This window comes from Mycobacterium sp. 852002-51152_SCH6134967 (genome assembly GCF_001667105.1).
Lineage (GTDB): Bacteria > Actinomycetota > Actinomycetes > Mycobacteriales > Mycobacteriaceae > Mycobacterium > Mycobacterium neumannii_A.
In genome coordinates this window covers 113,389-131,125 of record NZ_LZIK01000021.1, presented here as the reverse complement: position 1 = coordinate 131,125, position 17,737 = coordinate 113,389, and the positions used below count along the sequence as shown (strand labels likewise).

The window sequence follows — 17,737 nt, the reverse complement described above, 5'->3', positions numbered from 1 at the left end:
CAATCACCACCGGCAACACTCCGCGATCGGCAAGGTCCCGCCCATCACACGGTTAACCAACCTGCCTGGGCAGTACACCTAGGTCATAAGCCGTGCGAGCGGGTGTCGTACAGTCGAAACTTCCTCGCAAGCAGACCTCGTCATCGGCGAGCGTCCCACTGTAGATGACGATTCCGCGCGGAGATCGATGCCGTATTCGTGCCAGTTCCCGTCGGGCGGTAGCCAGCGGGTTCCGAACATCGCCGCGGCCGAATGGCCGAATAGAGTCGCTTGTCCGCGAGACCAAAGCCATGCGGCATGTGCTCGAACGCGCGCGTCGAGTTCCATTCCTGTCGGCGCGTATATGTTGCGGTGCACCTTGACGTAGTTGGTGCGTAGGTCGTGACGTGTCACGGTGCCGGCTGCGAGTGCGTCGCTGCCCACGATGAGACGGTCCATATCCAGTTAGATGCGAAAAGCGCTATACCGGTTCCACGAGACTGCGGTTTATGAGAGGAATCGGCCGAAATTCGTCAGAAACCGCAGTCTCGGCGCCTACGACTCCAATAACCGCTTGCGTTCCGCGTCGACGTCGAAATCCGCAGGCGGGTATGACAAGTCGAGGGCCTCGAGCGCTTCGATCAGCAGTTCGGTGACGGCGAGCCGGCTGTACCACCGGCGATCGCAGGGCACCACGTGCCACGGCGCATAGTCCGTCGACGTGCGGTCCAGCACCGCCTGGTAGGCCTCCTGATACTGGGGCCATTTGAGGCGCTCGTCGATGTCGCCGGGGTTGTACTTCCAGTATTTCGTCGGGTCGTCGAGCCGTTCGAGGAGCTGCTTCTTCTGCTCGTCCAACGAGATGAACATCGCCACCTTCACCAGAGTCGTTCCACCGTCGACGAGTTCACGCTCGAACGCGTTGATCTCGTCGTAGCGCGCACCCCACACCTCCGGCGGCACCAGGTTGTGCACCCGAACGATGAGCACGTCCTCGTAATGCGACCGGTCGAAGACGCCGATATGTCCCGGCGGCGGCAACGCGCGCCGGATCCGCCACAGGAAGTCGTGCGCCAGCTCCTCCGGTGTCGGTTTGCCAAATGCGGTGTAGCGTACGCCCATCGGGTTGACAGCTCCGACAACATGTTTGACGATACCGCCCTTGCCCGCGGCATCCATGCCCTGCAGCACAAGTAAGACCGAGCGGGCGTCGTCACGGCCTTTGGAACTGGCGTAGAGCATCTCCTGCAGCTCGGCGAGGCGATTGCTGCGAGCCGCTTGCACCGGCGCCGCATCGGCTTTGGCGCCGTCGAAACCCGGTGTCGCCGAGGGGTTCAGATCGGCCACCTTGTCGCCGGTCCGAAACCGCACCGCGTCGGCGATGGGCGAGGTGACCGGGTCCGGGCTCACTGGTCGTCTTGCGTCGGGGGTGGAAGCGCCGGCGACGGGTGTGGTCGGCCGCGGAACGCCTCGAGTGACCCGCCCACTTCGACGATGCCGCACAACGCATTCCACGAGAGCATGGTCAGGTAGTCGATCAGCTCATCGGAGCTCATGCGCCGGTTCGACATCCACGAGTGCGTGGCCAGCTGAACACCGCCGACTGTGTGGTACGCCCACGGCTCGACGCCGCCGGTGTCCATACCGGCCTCCTGCATCCGGCGTCGCAGCATCACCGCCAACATGCGGGCGATGATCTGCTCGGACGTGGCGACCGCGCGGCTCTTGCTCGCCGAGTTGTTCGCCATCACGAACTGATAGGGCTCGGGTTCGGCCGCCACCGTTTCGACATAGACCCGGATCACCTCGCGAGTGAGTTCAAAGCCGTCCAGGTTCGACGACAGCGCCGCGGCCATGTTCGGGATCAGCGTCGTCTGCGCGAACCGCATCATCACCGCGGTCGTGAGGTCGTTCTTATCGACGAAGTAGCGGTACAGCACCGTCTTCGAGACGCCGATCTCGGCCGCGATCTCGTCCATGCTGACGCCACTACCGAGTCGGCGGATCGCCTCAAGGGTGCCATCCACCAGCTCGTTGCGGCGCTCTACCTTGTGCTTGTGCCAACGCCGCTTGCGGCCGTCTGTCTTGACCGCGATCGCCTCGGACTGTTGTGCCACTATCCCCGTGATCCGTTCCGTAGTTCCCCTCGATAGTACGGCCGATCTTGACACCGCGTGTTGTCGGTCCGAGCTGCCGCGCGTCGTAGCGGATGATGGAGAAGTGGCACATAGACCGAGCGCCGGACGGCACGCCCCGACGGTTCCGCCCGCCCCGCGGAGAAGCTTCGCCGAGTCCTTGGCCGGGGCCGACTCCGTAGCCGATGCGGAGCGCCGCCGTTCGCTGCGGCGCATGAAGGTCGTCGCGCTGAGTTTTCTCGTCGGCGCCTCGGTCATCTTCCTCATCTGCACCTGGGCCCAGTCCGCTGGTATCGCTCCGGACTGGGTGGGCTATGTGCGCGCCGCCGCTGAGGCCGGCATGGTCGGCGCCCTGGCGGACTGGTTCGCGGTCACCGCCCTGTTCAAGCACCCACTCGGCATCCCGATCCCGCACACCGCGATCATCAAGCGCAAAAAGGACCAGCTCGGCGAGGGGCTCGGCGCCTTCGTTCGCGAGAACTTCCTGTCTCCTGAAGTCGTGTCGGCGAAGCTGCGCAACGCCGAAGTGGCAGGCCGGCTGGGCAAGTGGCTCTCCGAACGCTCACACGCCGAACGCGTTGCCGCCGAAACCGCCACCGTGCTGCGGGTTCTGGTGGAGATGCTGCGCGACGAGGATGTGCAGCAGGTGCTCGACCGGATGATCGTCAAACGCATCGCCGAACCGCAGTGGGGTCCGCCCATCGGTCGCGTGCTGGCCACGCTGCTGGCCGAACACCGGCAGGAGGCACTGCTGCAACTGCTCGCCGACCGCGCCTTCCAGTGGTCGCTCAACGCCGGGCCCGTCATCGACCGGGTGATCGAACGCGACTCGCCCACCTGGTCCCCACGCTGGGTGGACCACCTCGTCGGCGACCGCATCCACCGCGAGTTGATGGACTTCACCGACAAGGTGCGCCGCAACCCGGACCACGAGCTGCGGCGGTCGGCGACCCGGTTCCTGTTCGAGTTCGCCGACGACCTCCAGCACGATCGGGCCACCATTGAGCGCGCCGAAAACGTCAAGGAACAGGTCATGGCCCGCGACGAGGTCACGCGCGCGGCCGAGACGGCGTGGAGAGCGGCCAAGCGCATTCTGTTCGAGTCGGTGGACGACCCCTCATCGACGCTGCGCACGCGGGTCGCGGACTCGGTGATGCTGATCGGGGAGTCGCTGCGCGACGACGCCGACCTGCGCGACAAGGTGGACAACTGGATCATCCGGGCGGCCCAGCACCTGGTCGCTCAGTATGGCGTGGAGATCACCGCGATCATCACCGAAACCGTCGAGCGGTGGGACGCCGACGAAGCCAGCCGCCGTATCGAACTCCACGTCGGACGCGACCTGCAATTCATCCGGATCAACGGCACCGTGGTGGGCGCGCTGGCGGGCCTGGTCATCTATTCCGTAGCCCAACTTATATTCTGACCTGCGCTAACGAGTGCTTGCAAAAGTTAGCACTGCGTCGTACGGTAGGGGTGTCGCTTTTTGGATACCCGAGGCACGGAGGGCTTCGCATGTCGCAGGATGACAATCTTGCCGTCGTCGTGTCCAACGCTGCGCAGACCGCCGCCCAGGACATCGGCACGTTCATCCGGACGCAACGCGAAGCCGCTCAGGTATCCGTACGACAGTTGGCCGAGAAGGCCGGCGTCAGCAATCCCTACCTCAGCCAGATCGAGCGGGGATTGCGCAAACCCTCTGCCGACGTGCTCAACCAGATCGCCAAGGCGCTGCGGTTGTCGGCTGAGGTGCTCTACGTGCGGGCCGGGATTCTCGAGCCCAGCGAGAAGAGCGAGGTGCGCGACGCCATCGTCAACGACACGGCGATCACCGAGCGGCAAAAGCATGTGCTGCTCGACATCTACACGTCGTTCTGTCAGCAGAACGAGGCCGAGGTTGACGAGGCAGGTAGCGACACAGAACAGGAGTCGTCGACTGAATAGAGACTCCGGCTTCTGAACACGAACGCAACCGAACCACATCCTCAGAAAGGAACACCATGGCCAAGAACACTCCCGCCAAGAACCAGCCCACCCCCGACGACCTGAAGGCGCCGTTGCTCGCCGCCGTCGGTGCCGCCGACCTCGCCCTCGAGCGGGTCAACGAGATCGTCGCCGCCCTTCGTGAGCGCGCCGACGACGCCCGCACCGACTCGCGTAGCCGCGTCGAGGAGACCCGTGCGCGGATCGACCGACTGCAGGACGACCTGCCGACGCAGTTCGGTGAGTTGCGCGACCGTCTGAGCTCCGATGAGCTGCGCAAGTTCGCCGAGACCTACGCCGAGGCCGCACAGACCACCTACAACAAGCTCGTCGAGCGCGGTGAGGCCGCACTCGAGCGCCTGCGCAGCCAGCCCGGCTTCAGCGAGGCCGCCGGCCGGGTCGAGGGGTACACCGACCAGGCCGTCGAGCTGACCCAGGAGGCGCTGGGCAACGTGGCCGCGCAGACGCGCGCCGTCGGTGAGCGCGCCGCCAAGCTGGTCGGCGTCGAGCTGCCGAAGAAGGCCGACCAGGGTGCCGCGCCGGTGAAGAACACCGCTAAGAAGGCCCCTGCCAAGACACCGGCCAAGACCCCGGCGAAGAAGACGCCGGCCAAGAAGGCCCCGGCCAAGAAGGCGACGGCCAAGAAGGTCACCCAGAAGTAAGGACTCGACAGCGGGTCGCAAGGCCCAAAGTCGACCGAGAGGACGTCACCCGCTTAGTCTTGATGCGTGCAGCTCCAAGGCTTGGTGGGTTACGTCCTCTTCTTTTTGCAGATCGCCGTGCTGGCGACGACGGTGTACGCGTTCGTCCATGCGGCGATGCAACGGCCGGACGCCTACCCGGCCGCCGACAAACTGACCAAGCCGGTCTGGTTGGTCATCCTCGGGGTCGCAGGGCTGCTCGCGCTGGTTTTGGGTTCTGTGCTGGGCCCCGCCATCGCAGCCGTCGCGGCCGGTGTCTACCTGGTCGACGTCCGACCCAAGCTGCTCGAGGTCCAGGGGAAGTCCCGGTAGTGCGCAGAACCATGGCGGTCGTCGTCTTGGCGGCCGGCCTCACCGTGCCTGCGCTGGCGGCCCCCGTGGCATCGGCGAATCCGCCTGCCAACCCGACGGTGCCAGCCCCGCCGTTCGTCGATCACGTCGAATGGGCCAAGTGGGGCGATTTGTCGAGTCTGCGCGTGTACCCGACCGCGGCAGGCAGGCAATCGTCCGGGCTGGCCACTTCGGCCCAGGGCGAGGTGGCCTGGGCCGAGGTGCTGGCGCTCGCACCCGATGCGGACATCCCGGGCATGAGGCCCCAATTCGTCTGTCACTGGGAATTCGCCGAGTACTACCAACCCGGCAAGACCAGTTGGAATCTCGAGCCGTGGCGACCCGAGGTCCCATACGAGCAGATGGTGGAAACCGGCTGCAACCCCGGCGGTACCGAAGAGCCGTTCTGATGGCACGCACCTACCTACGCGACGAGGTCGCCGGACTGGTCGATCACACACTGCTCAAACCCGAAGCCACCGAGGGCGACGTCGCCGCGGCCGCCGAGGAGGCTGCGGCCCTCGGCGCTTACGCCGTATGCGTGTCGCCGTCGATGGTTTCGGTCGCCAGACGGTCCGGTTCGCCGTCGCAGCTGGTGTGTGCGGTCGTCGGATTCCCTTCGGGCAAACATCTTTCGGCGGTCAAAGCCAGTGAGGCACGGCTCGCGGTGGAAGACGGCGCCGGCGAGATCGACATGGTGATCGACGTGGGAGCCGCGTTGCACGGCGACTTCGCGGCGGTGCGCGCCGACGTCGAGGCCGTGCGTACCGAAGTCGGTGCCCGCGCGACGCTGAAAGTGATCGTCGAGTCCGCCGCGCTGCTCCTGCTCGCCGATGAGCAGACCCTGCTGGCCGCCTGCCGGGCCGCGGCGGACGCGGGTGCCGATTTCGTCAAGACCTCCACGGGATTTCATCCCGCAGGCGGGGCGTCGCTACGTGCAGTGGAACTGATGGCGACGGTGGGTCCGCAGGTCAAAGCCAGTGGCGGTATCCGGACCGCCGATGACGCGATTGCGATGCTGAACGCAGGCGCCACCCGGTTGGGGCTGTCGGGGACCAGGGCGGTACTCGAGGGCTTTGAAACTTGACCGCCGCCAGTAATTTACATTGGTCACCGATATTTGCCGTATAGTGACGTCCGCCCCCGACGGCTGGAACCACCGCACTCTGCGCACGGGAAACCGTGGATAGGACCTGATCATGATGACTCAAAGCGGTTTGCTTCGCCGAGCGCTGGCCGGAGCGGGGGTGACCGCGGTGCTGGCGACGGGCGCGTTCACCGCCGGCTGCGCCTCACAAGAGGAAGAGGCACCGGAGACGTCGACCACCACGACGACGACCACAACCACCACTACGGCGCCGCCTCCGCCCGCCACGCCGACGGAGAAGGCACCGCGCATCGATCCCAATCAGCCGAACCCGTTCTCGCCCACCGTTCATGCGCCACCGGCTCCCGGTCCGACGCCCGGTCGACACCGCGGTCCTCACGGCCAGTAGGCGCGGGGTCCACCGGCCCTGGGCCCTCCTCACCGCCGCGCTGCTAATCGCAGCGTCGGGTGCGTGTGCATCACGCACCCCGGCGGTGATCACCGGTCCCTATGCGGCACTGCTGGCGAGCTCGACCGACCTGGGCCCGTCACGTTCGGCGGACGCGCAAGTCACCGTCACGCTCGACGGACCGCAACGTCCGGCCGCCTTGATGGGCTGGGCGGGCGACCGCGGCCTCTGGGTGCGCTGGCGGCCCGGCGACGGTTGGGCGATCGTCGAGGGCGCTGCCGGGGATCTCGCGCGGGCATTCGGGATTCCGGTGCGCGACTACCGGTCTGCCAAAGGGGAACAGTTCTACGCCTCGCCCGAACAGCCGGCGATACCGCCGCAGGTACGCGGCGACGTCACCGCGATCGGGCGGGTGATGAGCTACACCCCGTACCGCATGAAGCGGCCCGACTTCGTTCCCCTTGACGTACCCAAGGGCGGGCTGACGCCCGACGGACTGTTGTCGGCGTACAACGCGACGCCGTTGGCGGACGCCGGTTTCACCGGTGAGGGCGCGACAATCGTCATCTTCGCGTTCGACAGCGTCGAACAAGACGACCTCGACCTGTTCGCCGACAGCTCCGGACTACCCCGGTTCACCCCCGAGATCGTCGGCGGGAAACCGTCCGAGGTACACGGTGAGACGGCGATGGATCTGCAAGTGGCACACGCCATTGCACCCGATGCACGGCTTGTCGTGGTCAACGCCAGGCCGACGGTGGAGGGCGACGGTACATACGAAAACCTCGGGAGGCTGTTCGAACAGGTCGACCGCGACTACCCCGGAGCGGTGTGGAGCCTGTCGATCGGATGGGGATGCGAGGCGTTCGTCACCGCGGCGGATCTGGCCCCGGTCGAGGCGGCGTTGACGGCCGCCCAGCGACGCGGCACCACGGCGTTCGACGCCAGCGGGGACACCGCGGGCCTGGAGTGCAAAGGCGGAGACCGATGGTCGGCTCCGCCGGGCCCCGACGACATCGGTGTCGATGCGGTCGCATCACTTCCCACGATGACGTCGGTCGGAGGCACCACGTTGTCGACCGGTACGCGCGGGCAGTGGCTGGCCGAACACGCGTGGGTGGATTCCCCGCTGTCGCAGGGCAGTAGCGGCGGGGTGGCGAAGCTGTTCGCCCGTCCGGCGTGGCAGGACAAACTGGATGTCGAGCGTGACACCGAGCGCCGCCGTCTGCTCCCCGACGTCTCCGCGGTCGCCGATCCGTTCACCGGTGTGCGGTTCATCTTCGGCCGGCGCGAGGTGGTCGGCGGCGGTACGTCGCAATCGGCGCCGATCTGGGCGGCACTCACCGTGCTGATGAACCAGTACCTGCTGGCCAACGGTGGACGGCAGGTCGGAAACGTCAATCCGGTGTTGTACCAGGTGGCCTCCGGGTCGCGTCTGCCCGGCTTCCGGGATGTGACCAAGGGCGGCAATGCCGTCGATCTGGCGTCACCGGGGTACGACCTGGTGACGGGCCTCGGCACCCCTAACACCGAGAACCTCGCCCGCAACATTCTCGACCTGCAGAAGACGTCGCGTTGACCGAAGCGTCACCACGCCGCCGCCGTCGGTGGCGAGATCCCTTGACGAGCACCCTGTTTCCGCATGTGGCGGCTTCGTCGAGGACGACGTTCGGGCTGGCGCTGGCAGCGCTGGCGGTGATGCTGGTCGGGTTCGCGGTGCTGCGTTGGCAGGCGCCGCTGATCGCGATCGGAGCGGTCGGTGTGGCGCTGGTGTTCGTCGTCTATCTGCGTCAGGCAGGTCACGACGTGCCGGCACGTCAGTTGGTGCTGACCGCTGCGCTGGCTGCGGCACTCGGCGCCGCGTGGGCGTTGACAACCGGCAACATCGTGGCCGAGTCTCACGACGTCGCGCTCAGCGGCGGCGAGCTCGATCGCGAAAAGCTGTTGGTAGGCACCGCGATACCGGTCGGCGGTGCGCTCGTGATGCTGATCCCGCCGGCAGTGCTGCGGTTGCGCCGCGGGCTGCCTCGACTGCCGCTCGACGGCTACGCGGTCGGCGCGTTGAGCGCCGTGGTGTTCACGTCGGCAGCGACTTTGGTCAGATTGGCCCCACAGTTCGCGACCGGCGTCAGGGCCGAAGACCTGTGGGTCAGCGCGCTTCTGGTGCAGGCCGGTATCCAGGGGTTGACCCTGCCGCTGACCGCGCTCACGCTCGGCGGACTCGTCGGCATCGCGCTGTGGGCGGGCCGGCGGAGGATGATCTTCGCGAGTGTGGTTGTGACGCTGGTGCTCTACATGGTCATGGGTGTCACCGAGTACGCCCCTGTACCGCACATTGTGCACCTGATCGTCCATGTCGTGATCGCCGCGGTTGCACTGGCTGCGCTGCGCAGTGGACAGCGGGCCCTGGCTCTGGAGCTACCGGTGCGGAGCCTCGAGGAAGGCATGGGCCGCGCGCGGGTGCTTGCGACGCTGGGTGCGGGCGCTGCCATCGCGGTGACGGCCGGTGTGGTGGCGGCCGTGCTCACCACCCCCGACATCCCGAAGATCGTGTGCCCGCCCGATTGTGGACGCCCACCGATCGGCGAGCCCATCGAATCCAACCCCCGTTTCTATGCCGCCGACGGAACGTTCTCCGTCCAATACCCGGGGCCCGGCAGCGCGTACGAGGCCACCCTGCTTCCCGATGGGGTCGAACTCGACTTCACCGGCGGCGACACCGGCATGCTCGAGCTGTTCGGTCTGCCCGCCGAAAACCGGACCGCCAAGCAGGTCGCCCAGGACCTGATCGACGAGTACTATCCCGACGCCACAACGGAATACGAGATCCCCAACGCGATGGTCGGCTACGAACCCGGCTACGGCGTCGTCACCGACGACTATCCGCAGGACGCCAGCGGCAGCTTCACCCGGCTTCGGCTGATCGTGATGGTCGCGGTCAAAAACGATGTCGCGCTGGTGGCCTCGGCCATCGGCCCCTACCGCGAATTCACCCCCGACTTCGGCACCGGGCATCCATCGGGTGCGAACCTGCAGCTGGCGATCGATATGGGCAAGTACGTCAACAGCTTCCGCTGGACCGGTGTCACCGACTGAGGGTCACAGCTCGGCGAAGCACGGATCCTGCTGACCCTTCGGGATGTCGGCGTTGCGGGTCGAAAACCGGCTCACCACGCCGTCATCGGTGACCTCCACCGAATCGGCTTTGATGTTCATCGGGTAGTTCTTCGTCAGCTCGGAGGTGAACGCGTCCAACGCCGGCTGGACGGCTTCGCGCGGCAGCGTGAAGCCGAGGCCGGTCAGCTCGATCACCTGCAGCGAGATTCCGCCGTCGGCGACCGTCGGCCGCGCCCTGATCGAGCCGAGCGCACCTTCCAACTCGATCGTGTCGTCGGACGGGTTGGTCGTGACCCCGCTGACGAATGCGCCGATGAGTGGGATCGAATCGGAGATGGTCTGCCGAATGCCCTCCGACGACCAGTTGATATCCGCGACGAGCGAGCCGACCGTGCCGCCCGAGGTGGCCGTGTCCTCGAGGCGGACGTCCTCGATGGTCAACTCGACCTTCATACCCTTGGCGTCGCGGATCTGATTGCCAGCGGTCTCGATGTGGATGTTCGTGTAGTGGCCGGACATGTGCTGGATCAGGAACGGCGGCATGACGCCGAACGATGCGCTGGCCTCGTCTTCGACGACGCATGACGTGACGCCCGCGACGACGTCGTTCGCGCGGTTGCGTGCGTACAGTTCTCCGGCCAGCACGCCCGCCAGCACCAGGGCCACCACGATGACGACCACCAACACGATCGACAGGGGATCGCGCAACAGGCTCCTGAGTCTCGACTCAGAGCGCGGCGGCTCGCTCCGGCCCGGTTCATTTGGTCCCTGGGGTCCCGGCGGCGGGCCCTGCGGTGGCGGCCCCTGCGGCGGCGGAGGCGTCTGGTCCTGCTGGGGTGGGGGGACCTGGCCCTGCTGCGGCGACGGCTGGTTCGGGCGGGCCCACGGGTCAGTCACGAGCGCGATTCTGCCTTACCGCGACGAGCGAAGTCCGCGCGGTTGCGCAGAACCGCGACCGTCTCGCGTACCTTGCGGCCGTCCTCCAGGTCGATGTCGGTCACCAGCAACTGCGGGTCGTCACCGGCGCTGACCAGCACGTCACCGGTCGGGGACGCCACCAGGCTGCCACCCACACCGGTCGGGCCGAGCGCGGCGACGTCGGGTTCGGGACAGCCCTGGTCGACGGCGGCGACGAAGCCGGTCGTGTCGATCGCGCGGGCCCTCGCCAGCAACGTCCACTGGTCGAGCTTGCCCGGTCCGCTGCCCCACGAGGCGTGCACGGTGATCAGCTGCGCACCACGTTCGGCCAGCTCGACGTAGAGCTCGGGGAACCGGATGTCGTAGCACAGCGTCAGCCCGACTCCCACGCCGTCGACCTCGATCAGGACCGGCTCCTGGCCGGGCGCGACCGTCTTGGACTCCTTGAACCCGAACGCGTCGTAGAGGTGGATCTTCTCGTAGTGCGCGTCGATGCCGGCGCCGGCGGCGATCAGCGTGTTGAGAACGCGCCCGTCACCGGAAGGCACGAACATTCCCGCCACGACGACTATGCCCGCCCGCTCGGCGATGGCCCGCACGGCCGAGGCCCACGGCCCGTCGAGCGGTTCGGCGACCGGGGTGAGCGGCACCCCGAACCGGCACATCGTCGCCTCAGGAAACAGCACCATGCCCGCGCCCGCGTCCGCGGCGCGGCGCGTGTAGTCCTCCACGACCGCCAGGTTCGCCGACGGGTCGGTGCCGCTGAGGATCTGCGCGAGGGCAATCCGCATACGGCCCAGCCTACGGCGCTGCGATTCGTGTGCGTTTGGTTGCGCTCACCGCTCTTCAACGCACACACATCGCGTCAGCGGTTACGTCCCCAGGCTTCAGGTCGGCGCGACGGTCGGCCAGGGCACGGTGAGCACTCCGTCACGCATCCGGCGTCGCGCAGGTACGACAGGAAAACCGTTGTCGCACAACAATTCCAGCATCGCACGCCAGCGGACTCGCGGACCGAACACCCCGTGGCCGGCGACGCTGGCCCACGCACGGTCGGCGGCGGTCAGCAATGAGTGCACGGGCTGGCCGTCGACGTTGTGGTGGATCAGTGCCTTCGGCAGCCGCTCGGCCAGGTCGGACGGCCGTTCGATCGCGAACGGGTCGCAGGCCAGCGTCAGGCTCAGCGGCCCGTCGGCGTCCAGCAGGATCCAGCAGGCCCTTCGGCCGACCTCGTCGCAGGTGCCGTCGACGATGAGGCCACCGGGCGCCAACTGTCGCTGCATCGTCGACCACGCCTGGTGAACCGATTCGACCGGGTACTGCCGCAACACGTTGAACGCCCGCACCAGGACGGGCCGCATCCCCGCCAATTCGAAACCACCGAGGCCGAACTGCACAGCAGAGGACCCCGCGGCCTGCGCTGCCTGCACGCGGTCGGGATCGATCTCCAGGCCCACGACGCGAATATCGTTGCGCACCATCCGCAGCCGGGCGGCGAGCTCCAGCGTCGTCACCGGCAGGCCGCCGTAACCGAGATCGATGACCAGCGGATCCTCGGCAGCCGCCAGGGCGGCGCGGACCCGCGGCGCGTGCACGAGCCAGCGGTCACTGCGGCGCAGCCGGTTGTAGCCGGTCGTGCCGCGTGTCAGCTGACCGATTGGCCCGCTCATGGCCCAAGTGTATGGCCGCCTGCGCACCGGCTCCGATCCACGGGACGACAACGGGACCGTCGGACGCAAACTATGCCGACGTAAAAGTAGAATATGACTCTCGCTAGACAATAGCGTTGCTATGATCTGATCCGTCCTTTAGCCGCCATCGGCAGCATCGGTGCTGCCGTGCACCCGAAAACGAGCTCCCGCAGTGACGAGCGTGTTCAACGAAGCGACCCGGGTGATTCCTGCCGACCTTCGCACGCGCTACGTAACCGAAGGATGGTGGACGTCCGACACGCTCGGTGCATCGCTGTCGGAGGCGCTGACCGCCCACACCCAATTGCCGTTCCGGGTTCACTCGTCTGCCCGCCCGTACACCGGGACGTTCGGTGACGTCGAGGTCGTCGCCCGCCGATTGGCCGAAGGCCTGCGGGCGCGCGGCGTGGAGCCCGGTGACGTCGTGGCGTTCCAGCTGCCGAACTGGATGGAGGCCGCCGCGACGTTCTGGGCGGCCACGCTGCTCGGCGCGGTCGTGGTGCCGGTCGTGCATTTCTACGGTCGCAAGGAGCTCGGGCACATCCTGACCACCGCGCGCCCGAAGGTGTTCATCACGGCGACGGAGTTCGGCCGGATGACGTACCAGCCCGATCTGGCCGCGGATGTTCCGATCGTTGGTGTGGTCGGGCTCGACTTCGACGACCTGCTGTCGCCGACGCCCATGGCGGGGGTGCTCGACGCGGATCCGGCGGGTCCGGCGCTGATCGCGTTCACCTCGGGGACCACCCGCGATCCGAAGGGCGTTGTGCACAGCCATCAGTCGCTGGGCTTCGAGATCCGCCAACTGGCGGCCAACCACCCGCCGAACCCGTCAGGTTCGGTGATGGCGCTGCCGGTGGGGCATTTCATCGGCATGCTCGGCGGGCTCCTGTGCCCGGTGCTCGAAGGCGTTCCGGTGCACCTGTGCGACGCCTGGGATCCCGGGCTGGTGCTGGAGCTGATGAAGCGCGACGGAGTCGGTTTCGGCGGTGGCCCAACCTATTTCATCACCAGCCTGCTCGACCACCCCGAGTTCACCGCAGAGCACTTGCGGTACATGCCGTACCTGGGACTGGGCGGTTCGGCGGTGCCGGTGGCCGTGACACGGCGGCTCACCGATCTCGGTCTGACCGTGACACGGTCCTACGGAAGCACGGAACACCCGTCGATCACCGGGTCGAGGCCCGATGCGCCCGTCGAGAAGCGGCTCAACACCGACGGCGACGCACGCCCCGGGGTCGAGCTCCGCATCGCCCCCGACGGCGAGATCCTCTCGCGCGGACCGGATCTGTGCCTGGGTTACCTCGACCCCCGGCTCACGGCAACGGCGTTCGACGCCGACGGGTGGTACCACACCGGCGATGTCGGCGTCCTCGACTCGGACGGGTACCTCACGATCACCGACCGCAAGGCCGACGTGATCATCCGCGGCGGCGAGAACATCAGCGCGATCGAAGTCGAGGAGGCCTTGCTCGCGCTACCCGCCGTCGCGGAGGCCGTCGTGGTGGCCGCACCCGACCCCGCGTTCGGTGAGCGGGTCGCAGCGGTGCTGCGGTTGAGACCCGGACAACCCATGCCGACCCGTGACGACGTGCGCGCGCATTTCGTATCGGCCGGGATGGCGCGCCAGAAGTGGCCGGAAGAGTTGCACCAGGTCGACGACTTCCCTCGCACGGCGAGCGGCAAGGTTCAGAAGTACTTGGTACGTCAGAAGGTTCGGCGGTTTCACGAATTGTGAGGAGGCTTCGATGACAGGACGCGTTGCGGGCAAGGTGGCATTCGTTACCGGTGCCGCTCGCGGTCAGGGCCGCAGTCACGCGGTCCGGCTGGCCGAAGAGGGCGCCGACATCATCGCGGTCGACATCTGCAGGCACATCGAGAACACCCCCGAGCCCGGTTCGACGCCCGCCGACCTGGCCGAGACCGCCGACATGGTCAAGGCGTTGGATCGTCGCGTCGTCACCGCGGAGGTCGACGTCTGCGACTTCGACGCGTTGAAGTCCGCGCTCGATGGTGGTGTCGAACACCTGGGCCGGCTCGACATCGTCGTCGCCAACGCCGGGATCGGCACCCCGGGAGCGATGTTGGAGGAGATGGACGAGCCGCGCTGGCAGCAGACGATCGACGTGAACCTGTCCAGTGTCTGGAAATCGGTCAAAGTGGCTGTGCCGCACATCAAGGCGGGTGGCCGAGGCGGTTCGGTGATCATGACGAGTTCGGTGGGCGGTCTGAAGGCCTATCCGCATGTCGGTCACTACGTCACGGCCAAACACGGCGTCGTCGGGTTGATGCGCACATTCGCCGTCGAATTGGGGCAGTTCAGCATTCGCGTGAACTCGGTGCACCCGACCCATGTCGGGACCGACATGTTGCTCAACGAGTCGACCTACCGGGCGTTCCGTCCCGACCTCGAGAACCCCGGCGCGGACGACATCAAGCCGATCTGCCAGATGTTCCACATGCTGCCGATCCCGTGGGTGGAGGCGGCCGACATCAGCAACGCGGTGCTGTTCCTGGCCTCCGACGAGTCGCGCTACATCACCGGCGTGCCGCTTCCCATCGATGCGGGCAGCTGCCTGAAGTGACCGACGTCCAAGCCGCGTTCGACGGCATCCGCGTCGTCGAGCTCGCCCAGTGGGTGTTCGTTCCGGTCGCCGGCGCACTGCTGGCCGACTGGGGCGCCGATGTGGTGCGCGTGGAACGGCTCGACGGCGATCCCTACCGCGGGCTGGCCACGCAGGGCATCGGCACCGATCGCGGTGGGGTCAATCTGTCGATGGCGCTTGCCAATCGGGGCAAACGCTCGATCGCGTTGGATCTGCGCCGGCCGCAGGGCCTCGCGGTGCTTGACGATCTGCTCGCGTCGGCCGACGTGCTGCTGACCAGCCTGCGCCCCGGCGCACTCGACCGGCTGGGGCTCGGTGCCGACGCCGTACGCGAGCGCCACCCGCACCTGGTCTACGCCCGCGGACACGGGTTCGGGGTACGCGGCCCCGACGCCGACCAGCCCGGCTACGACAGCTCGGCCTTCTGGGCTCGCGGCGCCGTCGGTCACATGCTCACCCCCGCCGAACGGGACTACCCGATCAGCCAGCGCGGCGCGATGGGGGACCGCAACGGTGCGATGGCGCTCGCGTTCGGCATAGCCGCCGCGTTGCTCAAACGGGTTCGCACCGGAACGGGTTCAGTGGTCGACGTCTCGCTGCTTGCCACCGCCATGTGGATGCTGTCCTCTGATCTCCTCGCGGCCCTCAACGGCGGTGAGGCACAACCGGTCCGCGGACGCGGGCCCCAGGTGAATCCACTGACCGCGACGTACCGGACCAAGGACGAGCGCCACATCCAGTTGATGTTCCTGCAGGGCGACCGCTACTGGAGCGACTTCTGCCGCGCGGTCGGTCGGCCGGACCTGCGCGACGACCCCCGGTTCGCCGATCTCGCCGCGCGTCGCACCAACGCTGTGGCGTGTATCGCCGAACTCGACGCGTTGTTCGCCGAACGGACACTCGAGGAGTGGAAGGCGGTACTGGCGCACCTGGACGCGCCGTGGTCGCCGATCCAGACCATCGGTGAGGTGATCGACGACCCCCAGGTGTCGGCCAACTCCTACATCGGCGACGTCGTCATCGACGACGCTGTCGCCTACCGCTTGCCCACCGTTCCAGTGCAATTCGACGAACAGCCCCCGAAGCTGCGCCGTGCACCCGAACACGGTGAACACACCGAGTCGGTGCTGTTGGAACTGGGATACGACTGGGAGCGCATCGGCGCGCTGGCCGAGGCGGGCGTCATCCCGTGAGCTCACAACGTCCGCTGCCGGTGCCCGATGAGGTTTCCACGCCGTATTGGGACGCGGCCGCCCGCCACGTGCTGACGGTCGCACGTTGCTCTCCGTGCGGGGCCCTGGCGCTGCCACCCGACGTGTTGTGCACGGCGTGCGGAAGCACCGACCCGCGTTATGTGTTCACCCCGGTGAGCGGGCACGGAGTGGTGCGGTCGTGGACCGTTGTGCGCAAGTCATTCCTGCCCGGCTTCGACGTGCCGTTCGTGCTCGTGGACGTCGAACTCGAAGAACAACCCGACTTGCGGCTGATCGGCCGGTTGCTGGGGGCCGACGAGGCAGCACTGAGCATCGGCACGCCGGTGACGGCTGTCTTCGAGGATGTGAGCGCCGAAATCGCCGTACCCGCATTCAAGTTGGCGTCGTGAGTCGCCGCGACCGGGTCGCCATCGCCGGATATGCGCACACCGCGATCGAGCGCCGAGCGGCGCGGCCACTGGGTGCGCTGGCCGTGGACACCGTACGCGCCGCGATCGCCGATGCGGGCCTGACGGTGGACATGGTCGACGGATACGTCGGCTCGAGCATGTTGCCGAGCGCGGGCGGACATCAACCCGTGGACGGTGTCAGCATCGTTTCGCCGATGTGGTTGGCGCGCAGCCTCGGCGGCGAACCCCGGTACGTCGCAGGGTTCGACGGGATCGGCCAGGTGAGCGGTTCGGTGGGCATGGCGGTCAACGCGTTGAAAAGCGGAGCCGCCGACTACGTCGTCGTGCACCGCGCCCTGCACAATCCGGCAGGCAGCTACCACGGCAGCGCGATGCGCGAGGCCCGCGGTGCGCAGCAGTGGACGGCGCCGCAGGGATTCTTCGGCCCGCTGGCGATGATCGCCCTGCCGTACAACGAATATCTGCAGCGCTTCGGCGCACGCCGTGAGTCGATGGCAGCCGTGGTCACCGAAGCCAGGAAGAACGGTGCGAGGCTGCCGTGGTCGTACTGGCACGACCGGCCGCTGACCGCAGAGCAGTACCTCGCCGAACCCACATTGGTGGATCCGGTGTGCCGGCTGGATTGCGATATTCCGGTAGACGGTGTCGCCGCATTCGTGCTGACGACGGGTGATCGCGCGGTCGATTCGCCGAACCGACCGGTGTACGTGTCGGGCTTCGCGAACAGTGTCGGCGGCCCCCGGCGGCTGCCGCTGCACTGGCCGCTCGACGACATCCTGGCCGGAGGACTCGACATGGTCGAAAAGCTCTGGCGACAAACAGGTCTGACTATCGACGAGGTGGACCTGCCGCAGGTGTACGACGGCTTCTCGCCGCTCGTGTGGTTCTGGCTGGAGGTGCTGCGCATCTGCCCCGTCGGCGAGGCGCACCGGTTCGTCGAGGGCGGCGGGATCGACTCTGACCGGCCCGGTGGGGTGCCCGCGTTGTCGGGTGGTGGTGCGCTGGGAAACGGGCGCATGCACGGGGTTCCGCAGATGCTCGAGTGCTACCTGCAGCTGTCCCGCCGGGCGGGCGAGCGGCAGCGTGACGTGTCGACCGGCCTGGCCTGCCAGGCGGCGCCGCACTTCGGCGGCGTGGTGGCGTATGCCTCGAACTGA

19 protein-coding genes are annotated in these 17,737 nt (G+C 67.3%); 14 read left to right on the top strand and 5 right to left on the bottom strand.

Annotation, left to right across the window (positions count from 1 at the left end; all coding sequences use genetic code 11):
- Positions 1–534 precede the first annotated feature (534 nt).
- Positions 535–1,389 (bottom strand): polyphosphate kinase 2 family protein, encoded by an 855-nt coding sequence (locus A5790_RS07280; RefSeq protein WP_066842251.1) that lies wholly within the window; start codon positions 1,387–1,389, stop codon positions 535–537.
- A complete protein-coding gene (locus A5790_RS07275; protein ID WP_066842249.1) occupies positions 1,386–2,096 on the bottom strand; it encodes a TetR/AcrR family transcriptional regulator in 711 nt (236 codons plus the stop codon). Before A5790_RS07275 ends, A5790_RS07280 begins: the two co-directional genes overlap by 4 nt.
- A gap of 73 nt (positions 2,097–2,169) precedes the next feature.
- Here A5790_RS07275 and A5790_RS07270 point away from each other — a divergent pair, with 73 nt between their 5' ends.
- The 9 genes from A5790_RS07270 (at position 2,170) to A5790_RS07230 (ending at position 9,720) form a co-directional block, all read left to right on the top strand.
- Positions 2,170–3,540, top strand: a complete 1,371-nt coding sequence (locus A5790_RS07270; protein WP_197696726.1) for a DUF445 domain-containing protein — start codon at positions 2,170–2,172, stop codon at positions 3,538–3,540.
- A gap of 89 nt (positions 3,541–3,629) precedes the next feature.
- Positions 3,630–4,058, top strand: a complete 429-nt coding sequence (locus A5790_RS07265; protein WP_064419938.1) for a helix-turn-helix domain-containing protein — start codon at positions 3,630–3,632, stop codon at positions 4,056–4,058.
- Positions 4,059–4,114: 56 nt separating this feature from the next.
- A complete protein-coding gene (locus A5790_RS07260; RefSeq protein ID WP_064399712.1) occupies positions 4,115–4,759 on the top strand; it encodes a hypothetical protein in 645 nt (214 codons plus the stop codon).
- A 66-nt stretch (positions 4,760–4,825) separates the two neighbouring features.
- Positions 4,826–5,110, top strand: a complete 285-nt coding sequence (locus A5790_RS07255; RefSeq protein ID WP_064351279.1) for a DUF2516 family protein — start codon at positions 4,826–4,828, stop codon at positions 5,108–5,110.
- An 11-nt stretch (positions 5,111–5,121) separates the two neighbouring features.
- On the top strand, positions 5,122–5,538 hold the full coding sequence (locus A5790_RS07250) for a DUF2599 domain-containing protein (RefSeq protein WP_066842290.1): 417 nt from the start codon (positions 5,122–5,124) through the stop codon (positions 5,536–5,538).
- Positions 5,538–6,215, top strand: coding sequence for a deoxyribose-phosphate aldolase (deoC, locus tag A5790_RS07245; protein ID WP_066842243.1), 678 nt, complete (start codon positions 5,538–5,540; stop codon positions 6,213–6,215). Before A5790_RS07250 ends, deoC begins: the two co-directional genes overlap by 1 nt.
- Before the next feature lie 112 nt (positions 6,216–6,327).
- Positions 6,328–6,624: a hypothetical protein gene (locus A5790_RS25355; protein WP_369829772.1), complete on the top strand. Its 297-nt coding sequence runs from the start codon at positions 6,328–6,330 to the stop codon at positions 6,622–6,624.
- The gene (locus tag A5790_RS07235) at positions 6,566–8,203 is read left to right on the top strand and encodes a peptidase S53 (RefSeq protein ID WP_369829771.1); all 1,638 of its coding nucleotides are present in this window, start codon (positions 6,566–6,568) and stop codon (positions 8,201–8,203) included. The genes A5790_RS25355 and A5790_RS07235 overlap by 59 nt, the downstream gene beginning before the upstream one ends.
- Before the next feature lie 41 nt (positions 8,204–8,244).
- Entirely contained in the window at positions 8,245–9,720 is a 1,476-nt protein-coding gene (locus A5790_RS07230) for a hypothetical protein (RefSeq protein ID WP_066842237.1), read from the top strand.
- A 3-nt stretch (positions 9,721–9,723) separates the two neighbouring features.
- Here the strand turns inward: A5790_RS07230 and A5790_RS07225 are convergent, their stop codons facing one another.
- From A5790_RS07225 to A5790_RS07215, 3 genes are all read right to left on the bottom strand, one after another.
- Positions 9,724–10,638: a DUF2993 domain-containing protein gene (locus A5790_RS07225; RefSeq protein WP_066842236.1), complete on the bottom strand. Its 915-nt coding sequence runs from the start codon at positions 10,636–10,638 to the stop codon at positions 9,724–9,726.
- Positions 10,635–11,450: a carbon-nitrogen hydrolase family protein gene (locus A5790_RS07220; protein ID WP_066842235.1), complete on the bottom strand. Its 816-nt coding sequence runs from the start codon at positions 11,448–11,450 to the stop codon at positions 10,635–10,637. The genes A5790_RS07225 and A5790_RS07220 overlap by 4 nt, the downstream gene beginning before the upstream one ends.
- Before the next feature lie 96 nt (positions 11,451–11,546).
- The gene (locus A5790_RS07215) at positions 11,547–12,329 is read right to left on the bottom strand and encodes a methylase (RefSeq protein WP_066842234.1); all 783 of its coding nucleotides are present in this window, start codon (positions 12,327–12,329) and stop codon (positions 11,547–11,549) included.
- Positions 12,330–12,531: 202 nt separating this feature from the next.
- Between A5790_RS07215 and A5790_RS07210 the strand changes: the two genes are divergently transcribed.
- Genes A5790_RS07210 through A5790_RS07190 form a run of 5 tightly spaced genes read left to right on the top strand, consistent with a single transcriptional unit; the run spans position 12,532 to position 17,737 of the window.
- On the top strand, positions 12,532–14,088 hold the full coding sequence (locus A5790_RS07210) for an AMP-binding protein (RefSeq protein WP_066842288.1): 1,557 nt from the start codon (positions 12,532–12,534) through the stop codon (positions 14,086–14,088).
- 10 nt (positions 14,089–14,098) lie between these two features.
- Positions 14,099–14,935: a mycofactocin-coupled SDR family oxidoreductase gene (locus tag A5790_RS07205; RefSeq protein ID WP_066842232.1), complete on the top strand. Its 837-nt coding sequence runs from the start codon at positions 14,099–14,101 to the stop codon at positions 14,933–14,935.
- Positions 14,932–16,149 carry a CaiB/BaiF CoA-transferase family protein gene (locus tag A5790_RS07200; RefSeq protein ID WP_156656319.1) on the top strand — a complete coding sequence of 406 codons (1,218 nt, stop codon included), beginning with the start codon at positions 14,932–14,934 and terminating at the stop codon, positions 16,147–16,149. Before A5790_RS07205 ends, A5790_RS07200 begins: the two co-directional genes overlap by 4 nt.
- Positions 16,146–16,559: a Zn-ribbon domain-containing OB-fold protein gene (locus tag A5790_RS07195; RefSeq protein WP_231987624.1), complete on the top strand. Its 414-nt coding sequence runs from the start codon at positions 16,146–16,148 to the stop codon at positions 16,557–16,559. The genes A5790_RS07200 and A5790_RS07195 overlap by 4 nt, the downstream gene beginning before the upstream one ends.
- Positions 16,556–17,737, top strand: a complete 1,182-nt coding sequence (locus A5790_RS07190) for a thiolase family protein (RefSeq protein ID WP_231987623.1) — start codon at positions 16,556–16,558, stop codon at positions 17,735–17,737. Before A5790_RS07195 ends, A5790_RS07190 begins: the two co-directional genes overlap by 4 nt.